The sequence below is a fragment of the Novosphingobium sp. IK01 genome (genome assembly GCF_033242265.1).
Lineage (GTDB): Bacteria > Pseudomonadota > Alphaproteobacteria > Sphingomonadales > Sphingomonadaceae > Novosphingobium > Novosphingobium pituita.
On sequence record NZ_BTFW01000001.1, the window covers coordinates 217,161 to 235,639 of the forward strand.

Genomic DNA, 18,479 nt, shown 5'->3' on the forward strand with positions numbered 1-18,479 from the left:
GGACGGGAATGATGCGACCGAGCATCTTCGATCGGAACCGGAACGGAAAACGACAGGGATCCGCGCGCTGGCTCGCACGGCAGACGGCAGGGTCTCCGGGGACGCAGCGCTCAGGTGCTGGAGTGGCCTTCAAGCTTCAGGCCATCATGAAACATGTCCCGGCACGGCCGGTCTTCCCTCCCGATCCGGGCGGTTCCATGGCCGGCATGATCGTGGATGGTGCCGGTGAAGCCGGCCGAGGAAGGCCGTGCCTGACGCTGCCCGGTCAGAGTTCTATCAGCCCCCGCCTGGCGGCAAGCGTAACGGCGTGTGTCCGGTCGGTCGCGCCCAGCTTGCTGAAAATCAGCTTCATATGGCCCTTGACCGTTTCCTCCGAGATGTAGAGCCGCGCGGCGATCTGCTTGTTCGAATTGCCCCAGGCGGCCAACTCGAGAACGGCCACCTCTCGTTCGGAAAGCGGTTCGTCGAGGACATGCATCGCGATGGCCGTCGCCACGGCCGCATCAAGATGCTTGCCTCCGTGGTGAATGGACCGGATGGCATCGAGCAGCTCGTTGCGCAGGCTGGCCTTCAGCAGATATCCCATGGCACCGGCGCGCAAGGCCTTGATGGCGCGACCGTCGCCGGAATAGGTTGTCAGCACCAATATCCTGGCGTCGGGCGCCTCGCTGCGGATTGCGGCAATGGCCTCGACCCCGGACATGTCCGCCATCTGCAAGTCCATGAGCACGACATCGGGCTTGAGACGGGCATAGGCCGCGATGGCTTCGGCTCCGCAATCCGCTTCTCCGACGATCCTAATATCGTCCTGCGTCGATATGACGGCGCGCAGCCCCTCTCGCAGCAGGGCATGGTCATCCACCACCAGCACGGAGATTGCTCGCGGCTGGTCGATCAGGGACGGGGAGTCGATTTGGTGGTATTTCATGTCCTGCTGCGGTCTGAGTTCGCTGCCTCATACATGATTGCGGTCCTGCGCGCACTTTTCTTTAGCCCGAAGGCTTGCCCAAGGCCCGCTCCAGCGCATCGGCCATTCGCGCGGCATCGCCATTGCGGATGTCAAAAAACCATTCCATTTCCGGCTGTCGGTCATGCCCGTCATGGCCCTCCACGGCCCTGAGCACGCCCTTCATCATCATCTCGGCGGTCAGCTCGACGAGGTTCGAAGGCAGTTCCCGCTCGGACCATGTCAGGAGGCATGCCGTCGAGCGGGCCCCCATCCGCAGTGCCGTCTGCATTGCGTTTGCGGTCAGTTCCCCGATGCTGTGCGGCAATGCTCCGGGGTCATCTCCCATCCCGATCAGCATCAGTGAGTTCGCCTTGATCGGAGCAGGGGTTGAGGACAGGATGAGTGTCTCGCCCATGGTTCCCTTGAAGATGCGGCCTTCCCGCAGCCGTCCCAGGGTGCCGTGCAGGGCCCGGTCTATCTGGTTTGCACCACCGGTCGGGCGATTGATCCCGTCCCGTTCGAACATTCCGACCACGAGCAGATCGACATCGCACCCCAGAACGTCGATCTTGGCAGCCTTGAAAGACACACCCTTGCGCGTACCGAGTGATCGCGCTTCGATATCTCCCATCGCTGTCCTCCTGACGGGCGCCCCTGACAGCCGTCATGGACTAACCGGACCAATGTCCTGCACGCAGGATCGCCCGTCCTGTTCGGAGATGACGGGATTTGGACGATTTTGCGGCAATCGCGACAGGGGCAGGCGATAGAACGCAAGGCCAGGCTGGTCCCGGAGGCTGAACCGACGACATATGCCTGCCGAGCAACTGCACATGCAATCGATGACCTCACAGATTCCGGGTACTGGCGCCGCCAGACGCGCGTGCCGCCCTGTCAGGCGGCGTGCTGCCGGTCCCTTCGCCACAGCATGGGCGTCGTGCCGATGGCACGCCGGAAAAGCCGGGTCAGATGGGCCTGATCGGTAAGCCCGCAGGCACAGGCGATCTGGGACAGGGTGTCCCGCGTCTTCAACATCATCGTCTGGGCCCGTCTCAGGCGCTGGCGGACGATATAGGCGTGCGGGGTCTCGCCCATGCTCGCCTTGAAGGCACGGCAGAAATGCCCGGTGCTGAGTTGCGCCACGCGCGCCAGTTCCTCTGTAACCAGCGATGTGTCGAGATGCTGTTCGATATGGGCGGTCACGCGCCTGACCTGCCATCCGGCAAGTCCACCTTTTGTCGAAGTGCCATGTTCGTCGAGACGGCGCGGAAGGAGCAGGGCCTCGGGAACGCCAATCTCTGTTTCCTCCTCGAACAGTGCCGACAATTGATCGAGATAGCGGCGCGCGAGATTGAGATCGGCATCCAGCGACTTGCGCATGTCGGCCAGCAGCGAACTGACTTGCGTCGTCGAGATAGCCTGTTGGATGTAGTAAAAGTGTTCCTGCCTGACCATGGCCTGGGATTCATGCAGCATGACAAACTCCTGATCGATTGGACCGGAGTGTCGCGTTCCGTCGCGTCGCGAGAAACTGAACGACGGCAAAGCCCTGCATCGCCTTCGTATAGCGAATTCATACCATGGTTTAACTTGTGCAAATGGTGTTTTTGGCAGCTGTACTTCAGTCAGCTTCTCGCGTTTATGATTGTGTTGCAAATTCAGTGAGATGATATCTGGTTTTGCAGTAACGCCTCTTTCGGGTGGGTGCCTGGCGCCCCGCATGGGGCTTGTCGGTGGCTGTCGAACACTGTTTCCCTGAGCGGGAGAGGAGCCGGAGCCATGACCGCCGCCGCGCTGGACAAACCCGTCATTATTGTCGTCGATGACGATCCGCTTCTGCGGGCGTCACTCGATGCCCTGTTCCGCTCCGTCGATTTCACGGTGCTTGCCTTTCCTTCGGCGCAGGAACTCCTTGAGACGGAGCTGCCTCAGACGCCCATCTGCCTCGTTATTGACGTCCGGATGCCGCAGATGGGTGGCTTTGAATGTCGCAGGAAACTCGTCGAGCGGGGTATCGACATTCCCTCGATCTTCCTGACCGGGCACGGCGATATTCCCATGTCTGTCAAGGCGATGAAGGCAGGTGCCGTCGATTTCCTGACAAAGCCGTTCCGCGAAGAGGACATGCTCGACGCCGTCTACGCCTGCCTCGGCAAAGCCGAACGAAAACAGGTCGAACTCGACCAGATACGCGTCACGCGCGAGCGCTTTTCCTCGCTCTCGCCACGCGAACGGCAAGTCATGCAGGGCGTTGTGCGCGGGTTGCTCAACAAGCAGATCGCCGGTGACCTGGGCGTCAGCGAAATCACGGTGAAGCTCCACCGTTCCAGCATGATGAAGAAAATGGCGCTGCGGACCGTGCCCGACCTCGTGCGGGCGGCTGATGCACTGGGGACGCATCTCCCATCGGACCGTGCCGAGACGGCCGCATAAACCGTCGTATAGCTGTAGTCTCCAAGATTGCACGATTATGACAGGGGTAGGGCAGGTCACATTCGAGCTGTCCTACCGGAGTAGATATCTGTGACCAATGCGGTCATTGCCATCATCGACGATGACGAGCTTGTGCGAAACTCGACATCGAGCCTTTTGCGATCACTAGGTTACAAGACGGCGCTCTATGAGTCGGCCGATGCCTTCCTTGGCGCGCCGGTGCAACACCTCGACTGCATCTTGTCGGATCTCCAGATGCCGGGATGCTCGGGGCTTGACCTGCGTGCAACGCTTAAGGCCCAGGGATCAACCGTGCCCATGATCCTGATGACCGCCTTTCCAACATCAGGTGCCCACGCGCAGGCCAAAGCGCTCGACATGATCGCCCTGCTTGAAAAACCGCTGGACGCGGATCATCTGGCCGACGCTTTGACAGAAGCGCTAACCTGACCTGGAAGCGCCGCCGGTCTCATGCGGGTATGGGGTCGCAAGGCATGCCCACAGGCAGGCTGAGCGCCACTTTCGCACCACCCTCGGGGTGATTGGATAGCGAGATATTCCCTTCGTGCAGTTCGACAATCGAACGGCAGATCGACAGTCCCAATCCCATACCGCCCGGCTTTGTGGTGAAGAACGGCTCGAACTGCCGGTCTTCCGCCACGCCCGCAAGACCAGGCCCCTGATCGCGGATCGTAATCCGGGCTTCGTCTCCGCGGGCCCAGAGGCTGATTTCGATCAGTTTCTCGCCACGCTTCATTTCTTCCATCGCCTGCATGGCGTTGGTGATCAGGTTAAGCAGCAGGTGCTTGAGCAGGATTCTGTCGCCCATGACCACCACGTCGTTCGCGGCGTGGGTGAACAGGAGTTTCGCGCCTTGGGTCTCCGCGTCGCGGTTGGCAAAGGACACCGTATCGCAGATGAGCGAGCGCAGATTGACAGGGGCCGTCTCCGTGCGGGAGCTTCCGACCAGATTGCGGACGCGCTGCATGACTTCATAGACATTGACCACCGCGCTTCGCAGGCCGACGAGCGATGCGCGGACCTCTTCCAGATCCGGTTCATCGCGCTCCATCCACCGCAGCGCGGCATTCGAAAAGCTCTGGATTGCAGACAGGGGTTGGTTGATCTCATGTGCGATCGACGCGGACATAGCGCCCAGTGCAGCACTGCGCTGGACCTTGTCCAGTTCCTGGCGCGTCCCTTCGATCGTACTTTCCAGCCGCTTGCGCTGGCGATTGTCCAATATGCTGCCCGGCACGCTGTGCAGGCAGCGGTCAGGTGACAGGCTGAAGGCCACGATGACATCGATCATCTCGCCACTGGCGGTGATCATCCGTGTTTCGGCCTGGAACATCTCCCGGCGTTCGTCGATCGCCAGGATGCAGTCGTAGAAGCTCTCGTCTGTCTCGGGGAGAAAATCGCTCAGTCGCTGGAAGAAGGCCTGTTTGGTCGGAACCCCCATCATTTCGAGCGCTGTCTCGTTGACGTCCGTGATCTGGACCAGCGCCCTGGTCGCGACCACAAAGCCGGGATTGGCGTCCAGAAAAGCGCGCAAGTCACTGACGCCGCTGGCCCGAACAGCGTCGATGGCCGCTGCGACCGGCGTGAAATCATGCTCCCAGATAGCGACGGCAAGCGAGTTGAGCATTTCTTCATGCCGTCGCCGCTCGCGGGCGACGCGGGCGTCCATGACCTGGCGGTGAAAGAGCATTCCGGTGGTCACCGCAACGGCGCCGAGACTGACGATCATTCGGCCGATCGCATCGATATTCGCGTCTCTCCCGTGTGCGATGCCAAAGGCCGTGAGCGTCAACGCAGCGCAACCTGTCGACCAGGCTACAAGCAGCGTTCGGCTTATGCGATCGCTGGCCATGAGCAGCACCAGAACATAGAGCGTCGCAATGGCACTTCCGAGCCTTGTAAACGCGTCTGCCCAGAAAATCGCGCCTGCGAGACCCGCAGCGGCAATCTGCCGGGGCGCGGAATCAATGCTCCCCTGAAAGCTGTTCGCGGCGTCTTCCAGCGAACGCATCCTCTTTGTTATCCTGCCTGGCATAGCCGCGATCATGCCAATCAAGCCCTTTCGGTGCCAGCCCAGGCCGAGCGAGGATTGTCACACGGGCGAGGGGGATAATTGCCCCCCGATCGAGGTTGCGGGGCCCTTTGCGGACCAGTTGATTTTTCCGGGCACAGTGCCGCCAGCGCCCGAAGTGCCGATACAGCGGGAAAGCCCGGAATGTGAAATTGGCCACAATGAGGGCTGTTTCCGGCTCTGACCGGTGACCAATATCGATATAAGTGATTGAGGATATGGTGGACGCACTAGGGCTCGAACCTAGGACCCGCTGATTAAGAGTCAGCTGCTCTACCAACTGAGCTATGCGTCCACACCGGCCATCTGGGCCGCTGCCGGGGCTTGGTGTCGCCCGGTGACGCGGCCTTTAGGGGGGATGCGGGGACGGTGCAACAGGGGATGTGCGGCTCTGGGCGAGTTACCCACAGGCGATTTTCGGGAAAGGGCAATTTTGCGTCAGAAACGCAGGCAGCGCACCATCGTGCCTTCGCCGGTGGCCGGGGAGCCGGCGCGGCGTTCGACCAGAAGGTCGGCGTGGGCCAGCATCATCTGGGCCGAGGCTTCCTGTCGGGCAAGGACGCGCACGCCGGTCGGGCTGCCGGTCTGGGCGTCTTCGGTGCTGGCGCAGAGGAATTCGTCGCGATCGCCCACCGGGCCGACCGGCTCGATCAGGCGGCGCGGGTGCCAGCGCAGGGCGTGGTTGAACCCGGCCCCGGCCAGTTGGCAGACCAGCGGGGCGAGGAACAGGCGCGCGGTGGTGAGCGCGGCTGTCGGGTTGCCGGGCAGGCCCAGCACGTGGGTCTTGCCGATCGTGCCATACCACAGCGGCTTGCCCGGCTTGATCGCGATGCCTGCAAAAGCCAGTTCGAGGCCGAGGGGCGCCATTGCCTCGCGCACGAGGTCGCGCGGCCCGTGCGAAGCGCCGCCTGCCACCACGATCAGATCGGCATCGGCCAGCACCTGCCGGGTGACTGCGCGCAGATAGTCTGCACGGTCGGGCGATTGCCATGTGCCCATGGGCTTGGCACCCCATTGCCGGGCCATCAGCGAGAGCGCCTCGCTCAGGCTGTCGGGTATGGTGTGGCTGTCTTGCGCGGCGCTGCCCGGCGCTGCGAGTTCGTCGCCATTGGTCAGGACGTGGACGCGCGGACGGCGCCAGACGGGCACGGTGTCGACATCGGCGGCGCCCAGAATGACCATGGCGCGCGCGTCGATCGGGGTGCCGGGCTGGAGCAGGGGGGCGCCACAGGCAAAGTCGGACGCGCGCGGGCGGACGTGCGAACTGCGCTGGGCGCGCGGGACGATCACCTCGTCGCCCTCGACATGGGCCAGTTCGCGCACGACCACGCGGTCGGCCCCCTGCGGCATCGGCGCGCCGGTCGAGATGCGGATCGCCGTGCCGGGATAGAGCGGGGCGGGGGTGGTGTCCCCGGCGTGGCTTTCGCCTTGCAGCGAGAGCCGGTTGGTCTCGCGGACGAGATCCTGCGTACGGACGGCATAGCCATCCATGGCCGCGCAGTCGCGGCGGGGCGAATCGATACGGGCGGCCACTTCGCGGGCGAGGATGCGCCGTCCGGCCTTGTGCAGGGCAACCTGCTCGACACCAAGGGGCGCGCTGTTGGTTCGGACAATGGCCTGCGCCTCGTCAAATCCGATGGTGGCGGCGCAGGGGACTTCGAGCACGGAAGCCATGGAGTTGAATCTCAGTCCTGAATTGAATGGGTTGCCGCAGTGGCGACAGGGACAGTGCCGCTCGCCTGTTCAACAGCCTCGCCGATCAGGATCAGTGTCGGGCGATCGGCGGCAAAGCCGCGTGCGACGAGGGGCAGCAGGTCGAGCCGGGTGCGCAATTGCTGTTCCTGCGGCAGCGAGGCATCGCAGGTGATCAGCGCCGGGGTGCTGCCCGGAAGCCCGGCGGCCATCAGCGCGCGGCTCAGTTCCGGGGCGGCTTCGCGGCCCATGTAGACGGCCAGTGTGCAGGCCGGATCGGCCAGTGCCTGCCAGTCGAGGTCGAGGGCCTGACCGTTGCGGCTGTGCGCGGTCACGAACTGGACGCGCCGGGCGATCCCGCGCAGCGAGAGCGACAACCCTGCCGAGGCGGCCACTGCGCTGGCTGCCGTGATGCCCGGACAGACCCGGACATGGGCTCCGATGGCGCGCAGGGCAGTTATTTCCTCGGTCGCGCGGGCAAACAGCGCCGGGTCACCGCCCTTGAGGCGGACCACCCGCTTGCCCGCGAGCGAGGCCTCGACCAGCATGGCGTCGATCGAGCCCTGGTCTTTCGAGTGGCGGCCAGAGCGCTTGCCCACGCAGACCTTTTCGGTGCCTGTCGGGATCAGCGCGAGGACGCCGGGGCCCACGAGCGCGTCGTAGAACACGATATCCGCCGCGCCGATCAGCCGCTCGGCCTTGCGCGTGAGCAGGTCGGGATCGCCGGGCCCCGCGCCAACCAGCCAGACATCACCGGGTGCGATCAGTTCATTCTGCGGCATCGAGGGCCTCCTCGTGGGTACGGGTCTGAACCTGATTGAGAATGGTGGCAAGAGCCGGGCGGCACGAGCCGCAATTGGTGCCCGCGCCCAGCGCCTTGCCGATGGCGGGCACATCGACCAGATGCTGTGCGCGGATGGCCGCGACGATCTGGTTGAGACCGATGTCGAAGCACACGCAGACGGTCGCGCCCTTGTCGGCCTGTGCGCCCGGCCCGCGCGCGGCGAGCACGGCGGGGCCGACATCGCTGGCCGCCAGTTGGCCGATCAGCCAGTCGCGCGAGGGGAGCAGGCCGGTGCGGGTGAGGATCAGCACGCCCGCCAGCCGCCCTTCGACGAGGATCGCCACGCGGCGGGTGCCGCGCGCGGGGTCGATGGCTTCGACCCGCTCGCCCTTAGGCAGGCAGGCCTCGATCCGCGCCGGATCGCCGTTGCCCGCGATTTCATAGAGCGCGCCGCCCGGCACGGCGACCCGCGTGGCCCACAGGCACGGCACCTTGACCGGCGTTTCTCCCCGCAGGATCAGGAAGCCTTTCCATTCGGTATCGACGCGCGCGAGCATGGCCGGGGTCGACTTGTAGCCCGGCTGGCCCGAAATCGGATCGACGAGCGGGCGCGGGAGCAGGCCGGTGCGCCCGCCGGTGGAAATCTGGTCGGTCCAGTGGATCGGCGTGAAGATTTCGCCCGGACGCTGGCCATCGCTGAGCGCGACGCGGAACATGCTGGCGCCTTGCGGGGTCGAGACTTTGGCAAGGTCGCCAGCCTTCAGGCCAAAGCGCACGGCGTCGTCGGCGTGGATTTCGACCAGCGGTTCCTCGCGATGGCGCGCGAGCTTGGGGGCAAGGCCGGTGCGGGTCATCGTGTGCCACTGGTCGCGATAGCGGCCGGTGTTGAGCGTCAGCGGCCAGTCGGGCAGGGGGCCTTGCAGGTCCATCTGGCGCACAGGCACGAGGCGGGCGCGGCCATTGGGGGTGGAAAAGCGCCCGTCGGCAAAAGGCTGGCCGCCCCACACGAAGGGTTCCATCGCTTCGTAGGCGCGGTTGGTGAGGGTGGCCTGCGCTGCGAGGTTGAGGACGCGCGCGCCCTCGTTCTGATAGGCGGTCAGGCGGGCGTGTTCGCGCCAGATGTCGGCGGGGGTGTCGTAGGCAAAGGCGCTTGCCCAGCCCATGCGCGCGGCCACTTCGCTCACGATCCACCAGTCGGGCCGGGCTTCGCCCGGAAGGGGGAGGAACGGGCGCTGGCGGCTGATCGTGCGGACAGAGTTGGTGACGGTGCCATCCTTTTCGCCCCAGGCGGCAGCCGGAAGGCGGACATCGGCATAGGCGCCGGTGTCGGTCTGGGCGATGACATCCGAGACGACCACGAACGGGCACTTTTCGAGCGCGGCGCGCACGGTGCCTGCATCGGGCAGCGAGACGGCCGGATTGGTGGCCATGATCCAGACCGCCTTGATCCGCCCTTCGTTCATCGCGCGAAACAGGTCGACGGCCTTCAGGCCGGGCTTTGCCGCCACGCGCGGCGCGGCCCAGAACCGGCCCACCCGCGCGACGTTTTCGGGGGCGAAGTCCATGTGTGCGGCAAGGGTCGAGGCAAGGCCACCCACCTCGCGCCCGCCCATGGCATTGGGCTGGCCGGTGATCGAGAAGGGGGCCGCGCCCGGCTGGCCGATGCGTCCGGTCGCCAGATGGAGGTTGAGGATCGCGTTGCCCTGGTCGGTGCCCCGGATCGACTGGTTGATGCCCTGGCTGAACACGGTGACCGTGCGCGGATTGGCGGCGAACAACTCGTAGAATTCGCGAAGGCGCGCCGGATCGAGGTCGCAGGCATTGGCCGTCGACCACAAGTCGTGGCCCTGTTCGAGCATGTCCCAGAAGCCTTCGGGCACATCGACGCAATCGGCCAGATAGGCCTTGTCGACGAGACCTTCCTGCGCGCACCAGGCCAGAAGCCCGTTCATCAGCGCCACGTCGCTGCCCGGACGCAGCGCAAGGTGAAGGTCGGCGCCTTCGCAGGTTTCGGTGCGGCGCGGGTCGATCACCACCAGTTTTGTGCCGCGCGCGGCGCGGGCGGCCTGGATGCGCTGGTAGACGATCGGGTGGCACCAGGCCGTGTTCGAGCCGACCAGCACGATGAGATCGGCCTCTTCGAGGTCTTCGTAGGAGGCCGGGACCACGTCCTCGCCAAAGGCGCGGGTCTGGGCGGCGACCGCGCTCGACATGCACAGGCGCGAATTGGTGTCGATATTGGCCGAGCCGATGAACCCCTTCATCAGCTTGTTGGCGACATAATAGTCTTCGGTGAGGAGCTGGCCCGAGACGTAGAAGGCCACGCTGTCCGGGCCATGCTGGGCGATGGTTTCGGCAAAGCGTTTCGCCACGAGGTCGAGCGCCTTGTCCCAGCTTGCCCGCCTGTCGCCGATCATCGGGTGGAGCAGGCGGCCTTCAAGGCCGACCGTTTCGCCCAGATGGGTGCCCTTGGAGCACAGGCGCCCGCCATTGGCCGGGTGGGCCTCGTCGCCCCGGATGGTAACCTCGCGCGCGTTTCCCGAAGGGGTTGCGGCGATGCCGCAGCCGACACCGCAATAGGCGCAGGTGGTGCGGATCGCCGCGGCCATCAGGCGGCGTCCTCAAGGTTGGCGGCATCTGCGATGCTGGCGGGATGGGCGAGCAGGATGCGCCCGTTTTCCTCGCGCACCGGCACGGTCGGGGTGCAGCCGCTGTCGGGCCCCTGCGCCTCGCCGCTGCCGAGCGCGATGTTCCAGTTGTGGAGCGGGCAGGCCACCGAATGGCCATGGACGATGCCCTGGCTGAGCGGGCCCTTCTTGTGTGGGCATTCGTTGACGAGGGCGAAGACCTTGTCGTCGCCGGTGCGGAAGACGGCGATTTCCTTGGCCCCTTCGAAGCGCACGGTGCGCGCGCCGCGCTGGGGAATGTCGTTCAGGGTGCCGATGTCGATCCAGTTGGTCATGATCCTGATCACTCCGCAGCGTTGGCGAGGGGGAAGGCAAGCGGTTCGAGGTGCTGGTGCAGGTCGGCCCGGTCGCCCGCGGCGCGCTGCGCCCAGGGGTCGGTCTGGCTGAACTTCTGCGAGTGGTGGAAGCGTTCGGCCAGTGCCTTGCGGCCGGCCTCGTCCTCGACCACGCGGGCCTTCACATAGTCGACACCAACACGCTCGATCCACGGCGCGGTGCGTTCGAGGTAGCGGGCTTCCTCGCGGTAGACCTGGATGAAGGCGGCGCAATATTCGAGCGCCTCTTCCTCGCTCGCCACCTTGCACAGGAAGTCCGTCGCGCGGACATGGATGCCGCCATTGCCCCCGACGTGGAGTTCATAGCCCGAATCCACGCAGACAATGCCAAAGTCCTTGATCGTGGCTTCGGCGCAGTTGCGCGGGCAGCCCGAGACGGCGATCTTGAACTTGTGGGGCATCCAGCTTCCCCAGGTCATCTTTTCGGTCTTTACGCCAAGGCCGGTCGAATCCTGGGTGCCAAAGCGGCACCATTCGGAGCCCACGCAGGTCTTCACCGTGCGCAGCGACTTGCCATAGGCATGGCCCGAAACCATGCCCGCCGCGTTGAGATCGGCCCAGACGGCGGGCAGGTCTTCCTTCTTGATCCCGAAGATGTCGAGGCGCTGGCCGCCGGTCACTTTGACCATCGGCGCGTTGAACTTTTCGACCACGTCGGCAATCGCGCGCAGCTCGCGCGGGGAGGTGAGGCCACCCCACATGCGCGGGACGACCGAATAGGTGCCATCCTTCTGGATATTGGCGTGCATGCGCTCGTTGACGAAGCGGCTGGCCTGATCGTCGACATAGTCGCCCGGCAGCGCGCAGAGCAGGTAGTAGTTGAGCGCGGGGCGGCACGAGGAACAGCCATCGGGCGTCGACCAGTGCAGCTTGTGCATCACTTCGGGGATCGAACGCATGTCTTGCGCGACGATTTCGCGGCGCACGTCGTCATGGGTGAAGCTGGTGCACTTGCACAAGGTCTTCGGCCCGGCCTCGACATCGGCGCCCAGCGTCAGCGCGAGCAGGTTTTCAACGATGCTGGTGCACGAGCCACAGCTGGCCGAAGCCTTGCACCCGGCGCGCACGGCGTCGAGGCTGCATGCCCCCGCTTCGATGCAGCCGACGACCTGCCCCTTGGTGACGCCGTTGCAGCCGCAGACCTCGGCATCGTCCGAGAGCGCCGCAACGGCGGCCTTAGGGTCCAGCGCGCCCCCTCCCGAGGCGCTCATCGCGGCATAGGCCTGGCCAAAGATCAGCAGGTCGCGCAAGTCGGCGACGTTCTCGCCCTTCTTGAGCAGGTCGAAATACCAGCCACCATCGGCGGTATCGCCATAGAGCACGGCGCCGATGATCCTGTCGTCCTTGATGACGACGCGCTTGTAGATCCCGCGCGCGGCATCGCGCAGGACAATGTCCTCGCAGCCAGCGCCGCCCGAGAAATCGCCGGCCGAGAACACGTCGAGCCCGGCAACCTTGAGCTTGGTCGAGGTGACCGAACCGCGATAGCCGGTGTGCCGGTCGGTCAGGCCGTCGGCGAGGCTGCGGCACATGTCCCACAGCGGCGCAACGAGGCCATAGACCTGGCCGTCATGCTCGACGCATTCGCCCACCGCGAGGATCGCCGGGTCGCTGGTGACCATGTGGTCATCGACCTTGATGCCGCGGTTGACGTCCAGCCCGGCCGCGCGGGCCAGCGCGACCGAGGGGCGGATGCCCACGGCCATGACGACGAGGCTGGCGGGGATTTCGCGCCCGTCCTTCAGGCGCACGCCCTCGACTTTGCCGTTCCCATAGATTTCGGCGGTGTCGGCGCCGGTCAGGATGGTCTGGCCCCGGCTTTCCAGCGCGGTCTTGAGCAGCCAGCCTGCCGCTTCGTCGAGCTGGCGTTCCATCAGCGTGGGCATCAGGTGAATGACGGTCACCTTCATGCCGCGCAGGCTCAGGCCATGGGCGGCTTCGAGGCCGAGCAGGCCCCCGCCGATAACCACCGCGCTGTTGCTGGCCTCGTCGCCGGGGCTGGCAGCCTTGCCCGCCTGCGCTGCGGCCAGCATGGTGTCGACGTCCTTCATGTCGCGGAAGGCGATCACGCCGGGCAGGTCCTTGCCGGGAACGGGGATGATGAACGGATCGGAGCCCGTGGCGATCAGCAGCCGGTCATAGGCCACCGTGCGACCCGAAAGGGCGGTGACTGTCTTGGCGGCGCGGTCGATCGCGGTGACCGGGTCCGAGGTGATCAGCTCGATGCCGTTGTCGTCGTACCAGGCGCACGGGTTGATGACGATCTGGTCGAACGTCTTTTCGCCCGCCAGAACCGGCGAGAGCATGATGCGGTTGTAGTTCACGTGCGGCTCGGCGCCGAAGATGGTCACGCGATAGCGGCCCGCGTCGCGTGCCAGAAGTTCCTCGACCGCGCGGCACCCGGCCATGCCGTTGCCCACGACGACCAGATGCTCGCGCCCGTCGTCGGCAGGAACGATCAGGCTTTCGGTCTGGTCGGCTTGGGCGGCCTGACCGGTTCGGGGCATGTCGGCGGTGGGGGCGATCCCGTCCTGAACATCCATGTGCGAGGCTCCAGAAAAAGAATGCGGAAAAAGAAAAAGCCGCCATTTCGAAACCCGGTCCGTGACCAGATATCGAAATGGCGGCTTTGCCATGAAACGGTGCCGCAAAACCCCATCGGCGGGATCTCTTGGCTATTTTCAGAAGGGCAGCATTGCCCTTTGACACCACCCTAAATGGAATCGCCCGAATGATCAAGCGATTCCATCAAGAGGCTGTGTCAGATGGCCCAGTCGAGCTGGAGCCAGACCTTGTCGGTATCGGTCGCGAGCGCGTGCGCCTCGTAATGGGCATAGCGTACGGCCATGGTGGTCTTCTTCAGCTTGGCCTGGGCCAGCAGGTCCACTTCGTCGCCATAATGCTGGTCGAGGCGGTCGCTGTTGAAGCGGTGCCAGGTGCCCTGAAGCGTGATCGCGGTGAGCGGGCCGAACTTTTTGGCGCCATAGCCGCCGCCGAAGTAGAGATCGCGCACGCCATTGGCGGGCGTGGTCAGGAACTTGTCGGCCCAGCCCTGGAACTTGAAGTTGGTGCCCAGCGGGGTCTGGAAGCTGGTGAAGGCGACCCCCTGATCGGCGCCGAGCACTTCATAGCCCGCGTTGAGCTTCCAGCCCTTCACGTCGAGCGTGCCATCGGCCAGATAATAGTCGGCGCTGTAGCTGTTGGGGTTGCGGCGCCAGTCCGACTGGTGGGCGTAGCTGGCCTGATAGGCGAGCTTGACCGCCTTGGAGAAGGCGTGGGTCCCGGCAAATCGACCGCCATAGGTCTGGCTCGACAGGCGGAAACCCTGCACGGGGGCCTCGTTCTGGTCGACGAGATAGGCAAAGCCGGTCAGCGTGCCCAGCGGGGTCGTCCACGACAGGTTGCCCAGCACGTTGTTGCCGCTGATGCCCTGCTGGCGGGCGCCGTGACCGTCCGAACCCCAGATCGTGCGCACGTCCCAGACATAGGACACGTCGAGCTTGACCGACTTGATCGGGGTGATTTCGGCGCGCACGGCGTCGAAGGTCTGGGCATTGTTGCGAAAGCCCACGTTGCCCACGAAGCGTTCGTCGTCGAGGACGATCTTCTGGCGACCGGCGGTCAGGGTGAAGCCCTTGGCCTTGTACTGGAGCTGGCCGATATAGAGCCCGACATTCTGCGGATCGGCGACGAGAGGCCGCGTGGCGGCGCCGTTGAGGCCGTCGTAGTAGTGGCCGTCGATGGCAAGGTTGCCTTGCGCCACGACCGTTGCGGTAAAGCGGCCTGTCGTGGCCTGTGCCCCGCCGCGTACCCGCACGGTCACGGCATCGGCCTGATCAGCAATGCCTTGCTGCTCGACATGTTCATAGCGCAGGCGGGCTTCGACGACCGGCTTGATCGAGAACTCTTCGGCCTTTGCGGAGTGCGCGCAGAAGGCTCCGCCGACGGCCAGGACGGCCGCCGCAGTCGACATGGTCTTCATGGAAAGGTGTCCCCCTCAGGACAGTCAGGCCGGGCGGTGGTCCCTGATCCGCCGCCCGGCCCGGTTATGGTGTGATGAGGTCAATGAATGATGAGGCTATGGTACGTTCAGATGCGTGCGCCGGTCTTCCAGGTCGCGCGCCAGCGGGCCTTGACCAGGGCCACCGCGCCCAGAGCGACAACCGCGAGGGCTGCGAAGATCAGGAAGCCGGGGGCAAACGAGCCGGTGAACTGCTTGGCAAGACCCAGCGAGCTGGCGAGGTAGAAGCCGCCGATGCCGCCAGCCATGCCGACCAGACCGGTCATGACGCCGATTTCAGCCTGGAAACGCTGCGGCACGAGCTGGAACACCGAGCCGTTGCCGGTGCCCAGAGCCAGCATGGCAACCACGAAGAAGCCGAGTGCGGCGGGCAGCGTGGTGGCCTGCGAAACCCCGACGAGGGCGAGGGCGGCAACGGTGAAGACCATCATCAGCGCCTTGACGCCACCGATCCTGTCGGCCAGCGCGCCGCCCATCGGACGCACCAGCGAACCGGCAAAGACGCAGAAGGCGGTGCAGTAACCGGCGACCACGGTGGTCAGGCCGAACTGGTCGGTGAAGTAGATCGGCAGCGAGGCCGCCAGACCCACGAAGCCCCCGAAAGTGACCGAGTAGAAGGCCATCAGCCACCAGGCATCGACCTGCTTGAGCAGCGCGGCATAGTCCATCAGCTTGCGCGGGGCGGGCTGGTTGGGCGAATCCTTGGCCATGATCATGTAGAGCACGAAGACGATGGTCAGCGGGATGCAGGCCAGACCCAGAACGGTGTTCCAGCCGAACAGCTTGGCCAGCGTGGGCGCAAACAGCGAGGCCAGCACGGTGCCCGAGTTGCCCATGCCCGCAAGGCCCATGGCCTTGCCCTGGTGCTCGGCCGGATACCAGCGGCTGGCCAGCGGCAGCGCGATGGCGAAGCTGGCGCCGGCAAAGCCGAGGATCACGGCGAGGGCAAGCGTGCCTTCAAAGCTGCTCACGCCCATGATCCAGGCGGTGAACAGGCCGGCGATGACGATGACCTGGTTGATCGCGCCCGACAGCTTGGGGCCGATACGGTCGACCAGAAGGCCGTTGATCACGCGCAGGAATGCGCCCGCAAGCGTGGGAAGCGCAACCATCAGCCCCTTTTCGGCAGGGGTGAGGTGCAGCGTCTTGGAGATTTCGGGCGCCAGCGGCCCGAGCAGGACCCAGACCATGAAGGCAAGGTCGAAATAGAGGAAGGCAGCGATCAGCGTGGGCTTGTGGCCCGCCTTCCAGAAGCTGGTCGAAGGCTGGTCTGCCGGTTGGATGGCCGCGCTCGAGGGCGCGGCCTTGTCTTGGTCATTGCGCATGAATGCGGTTGCCATGGTTACGTCCTCTGTGACTTTCCGGCCCGGTGACGTGTCGAGTGGTGGGCTGGAGGGTGAATCAGGAAAGCGGACACGAAAAAAGCCGCAGGCCGGACGTCACCCTTGGGTAAGTCCGGTCAGCGGCTTTGCTGCGAATGTCGGTAGGAATAGCGCCCCGCCTTTGGGACGAGCTATCCGGAATGGGCACGCTTCATCGCGCGACAGCCCCATAATCCTTCGAATCGCCCAATCTGGCAAGTCGGAAAATTACGTGATGGCCAAGGAAACGTATCGGCTCAGGCTAAAATCATGACTGAGAGGCAAAACTGGCCAGATATTCGTCGATCCGCTCGGGGTCGAAAACCCGTCCGTCGAAGAAGCGGTCGGGTCCGAGCATCAGGTTGCCCTTGCTCGATCCGGCGGGAAGCGGGGCGGTCAGCGCGCCTTCGACTTTCATGCTGGCGCCGGGCATCGGCAGGTCGCTGCCGGTCAGCGCGCGGCGGTAGATGTCGGGGCGGAACACCTGCGCGGCACGGGCGGCCATCTCGGGCGAGGCTTCGACCATGTTCCAGCGGACCAGTTGCGAATAGATCCACAGCGCCTGGCTGCGCCACGGGAACGGCGTGGCCTCGCGCGAGAACAGCACGAAATCGGGACATTCGATCGCGCTGTCGCCCGCGCGCGGAATGATCGTGCCCTTGAGTGTCCGCTCGATCACCTCGACATTCTGGCCGACATAGCGTTCCTCGGCCAGAATGGCGGCAAGGGCCGGACGGTTTTCCGGCTCGTCGCACCAGAGCGCCGCGCGGGCCAGCGCGCGCAGCAGGCGGTCGGTCAGATCGGGGTTTTCCGCCAGCCATGGCTCGCGGAAGGCGAGGACTTTTTCCACCCCGCGCTGCCAGATCCGCTCGCCCACGGCCACGGCCTCGGCCCGGCCCGAATCGATGGCGGCGCTGCCCCAGGGCTCGCCCGCGATGAAACCGTCGATTTCCCCGGCATGGATCGCCTCGACCGTGAGCGAGGGGGGCAGCACGCGCAACACCACGTCGCGGTCGGGATCGACCCCTGCGCTCGCCAGCCAGTAGCGCAGCATCAGCGCATGGCTGGAAAAGCGATGGACGACGCCGATGATCGGCTTGCGTCGCCACAGGCCGATGGCGGCGGCAAAATCGTGGGCGGTTCCCAGCGGATCGGCGAGCCGCGCGACCGGATCGGGATCGAGCGCGGCGGCAAAGTCGCGCGCCATGACCAGCATGTTGCCATTGACGCCCAGCTTGAACGGCGTGGACAGCGCGGCGGGCTGCTGGCTGAGGCCGAGCGTGACGGCGACCGCAAGCGGGGCAAGCATGTGCGCGGCCTGGACCTGACCATAGACGAGCCGGTCGCGCAGCGTTGCCCAGCTGGTCGTGCGCACGAGATCGAGGGCAAGGCCTTCTTCCTCGGCAAACCCCCGTTCGCGCGCGACGGCCAGAACGGCCACGTCGTTCAGGGGCAGGAACGCGATACTCAGCTTGGTGGTCATGAGGCCCCTCCCAGCAAGTCGCTGGCCGTGATCAGTGCTTGCGCCACATCGACGATCTTCTTGCCCTGGTTCATCGCGCCCGAGCGGAGCAGGGCATAGGCATCCTGTTCGGTAAGGCCGCGCTGGTTCATCAGGATCGACTTGGCGCGGTCGATCAGCTTGCGGTCGGCCAGCGCCGTGCGCGCTTCCTCCAGCTCGGTCTGCATGCGCGAGAAGGCGTTGAACCGCCGCACCGCCAGTTCGAGCACGGGCTTGACCCGCTCCTTGCGCAAGCCGTCGACCACATAGGCCGAAACCCCCGCATCGATGGCCGCGCCGATCATCGCCTCGTCCGACTGGTCGACGAACATCGCGATGGGCCGGGCCAGCGCACGGCTGACGGTGAGCATTTCCTCAAGCGTGTCGCGGCTGGGGCTGCCCAGATCCATGAGCACGACATCGGGTGCCATGCGTTCGAGCCGGGCGACAAAGGCGCCGCGCGGGGGCACGATGTGAATGTCATCGTAGCCGGCCTCGCGCAGGCCTTCTTCCAGAACTGTCGCACGCAACCCGCTGTCGTCGATGATGACTATGCGCATGAAGGCCCTTTCGCGGGGCATCCTTGCCGCAATGTCCATATGGCGTCAACGCCGGGTGCCGCTT

General features: G+C 65.2%; 15 protein-coding genes and 1 tRNA gene. 2 read left to right on the plus strand and 14 right to left on the minus strand.

The window, feature by feature from the left end:
- Positions 1 to 265: 265 nt before the first annotated feature.
- The 3 genes from SBI20_RS00950 to SBI20_RS00960 all read right to left on the minus strand — a co-directional run bounded on the left by SBI20_RS00950 (position 266) and on the right by SBI20_RS00960 (position 2,425).
- The gene (locus SBI20_RS00950) at positions 266 to 928 is read right to left on the minus strand and encodes a response regulator transcription factor (protein WP_317973269.1); all 663 of its coding nucleotides are present in this window, start codon (positions 926 to 928) and stop codon (positions 266 to 268) included.
- Between the two features lie 61 nt (positions 929 to 989).
- Positions 990 to 1,580: a M17 family peptidase N-terminal domain-containing protein gene (locus SBI20_RS00955; protein ID WP_317973270.1), complete on the minus strand. Its 591-nt coding sequence runs from the start codon at positions 1,578 to 1,580 to the stop codon at positions 990 to 992.
- Positions 1,581 to 1,843: 263 nt separating this feature from the next.
- Positions 1,844 to 2,425 (minus strand): helix-turn-helix domain-containing protein, encoded by a 582-nt coding sequence (locus SBI20_RS00960; RefSeq protein ID WP_317973271.1) that lies wholly within the window; start codon positions 2,423 to 2,425, stop codon positions 1,844 to 1,846.
- Between the two features lie 303 nt (positions 2,426 to 2,728).
- Here SBI20_RS00960 and SBI20_RS00965 point away from each other — a divergent pair, with 303 nt between their 5' ends.
- Positions 2,729 to 3,382, plus strand: coding sequence for a response regulator transcription factor (locus tag SBI20_RS00965; protein ID WP_317973272.1), 654 nt, complete (start codon positions 2,729 to 2,731; stop codon positions 3,380 to 3,382).
- Between the two features lie 90 nt (positions 3,383 to 3,472).
- Positions 3,473 to 3,832 carry a response regulator transcription factor gene (locus SBI20_RS00970; protein ID WP_317973273.1) on the plus strand — a complete coding sequence of 120 codons (360 nt, stop codon included), beginning with the start codon at positions 3,473 to 3,475 and terminating at the stop codon, positions 3,830 to 3,832.
- Positions 3,833 to 3,851: 19 nt separating this feature from the next.
- On the opposite strand, the gene SBI20_RS00975 is transcribed toward SBI20_RS00970, so the two are convergent.
- From SBI20_RS00975 to SBI20_RS01025, 11 genes are all read right to left on the minus strand, one after another.
- On the minus strand, positions 3,852 to 5,414 hold the full coding sequence (locus SBI20_RS00975; protein WP_317973274.1) for a sensor histidine kinase: 1,563 nt from the start codon (positions 5,412 to 5,414) through the stop codon (positions 3,852 to 3,854).
- Between the two features lie 279 nt (positions 5,415 to 5,693).
- Positions 5,694 to 5,769, minus strand: a tRNA-Lys gene (locus tag SBI20_RS00980).
- Between the two features lie 143 nt (positions 5,770 to 5,912).
- Positions 5,913 to 7,148 (minus strand): molybdopterin molybdotransferase MoeA, encoded by a 1,236-nt coding sequence (locus SBI20_RS00985; RefSeq protein ID WP_317973275.1) that lies wholly within the window; start codon positions 7,146 to 7,148, stop codon positions 5,913 to 5,915.
- Between the two features lie 11 nt (positions 7,149 to 7,159).
- The gene (gene cobA, locus SBI20_RS00990; RefSeq protein ID WP_317973276.1) at positions 7,160 to 7,948 is read right to left on the minus strand and encodes a uroporphyrinogen-III C-methyltransferase; all 789 of its coding nucleotides are present in this window, start codon (positions 7,946 to 7,948) and stop codon (positions 7,160 to 7,162) included.
- Entirely contained in the window at positions 7,935 to 10,559 is a 2,625-nt protein-coding gene (locus tag SBI20_RS00995; RefSeq protein WP_317973277.1) for a nitrate reductase, read from the minus strand. Before SBI20_RS00995 ends, cobA begins: the two co-directional genes overlap by 14 nt.
- On the minus strand, positions 10,559 to 10,912 hold the full coding sequence (gene nirD, locus SBI20_RS01000) for a nitrite reductase small subunit NirD (RefSeq protein WP_317973278.1): 354 nt from the start codon (positions 10,910 to 10,912) through the stop codon (positions 10,559 to 10,561). The genes SBI20_RS00995 and nirD overlap by 1 nt, the downstream gene beginning before the upstream one ends.
- Positions 10,913 to 10,920: 8 nt before the next feature.
- Positions 10,921 to 13,479 carry a nitrite reductase large subunit NirB gene (gene nirB, locus SBI20_RS01005; RefSeq protein ID WP_317976010.1) on the minus strand — a complete coding sequence of 853 codons (2,559 nt, stop codon included), beginning with the start codon at positions 13,477 to 13,479 and terminating at the stop codon, positions 10,921 to 10,923.
- Between the two features lie 254 nt (positions 13,480 to 13,733).
- A complete protein-coding gene (locus tag SBI20_RS01010; protein ID WP_317973279.1) occupies positions 13,734 to 14,954 on the minus strand; it encodes a hypothetical protein in 1,221 nt (406 codons plus the stop codon).
- 107 nt (positions 14,955 to 15,061) lie between these two features.
- A complete protein-coding gene (locus tag SBI20_RS01015) occupies positions 15,062 to 16,333 on the minus strand; it encodes a nitrate/nitrite transporter (RefSeq protein ID WP_317973280.1) in 1,272 nt (423 codons plus the stop codon).
- 289 nt (positions 16,334 to 16,622) lie between these two features.
- Positions 16,623 to 17,837: a CmpA/NrtA family ABC transporter substrate-binding protein gene (locus SBI20_RS01020; protein WP_317973281.1), complete on the minus strand. Its 1,215-nt coding sequence runs from the start codon at positions 17,835 to 17,837 to the stop codon at positions 16,623 to 16,625.
- Positions 17,834 to 18,415 carry an ANTAR domain-containing response regulator gene (locus SBI20_RS01025; RefSeq protein WP_317973282.1) on the minus strand — a complete coding sequence of 194 codons (582 nt, stop codon included), beginning with the start codon at positions 18,413 to 18,415 and terminating at the stop codon, positions 17,834 to 17,836. Before SBI20_RS01025 ends, SBI20_RS01020 begins: the two co-directional genes overlap by 4 nt.
- Positions 18,416 to 18,479 lie beyond the last annotated feature (64 nt).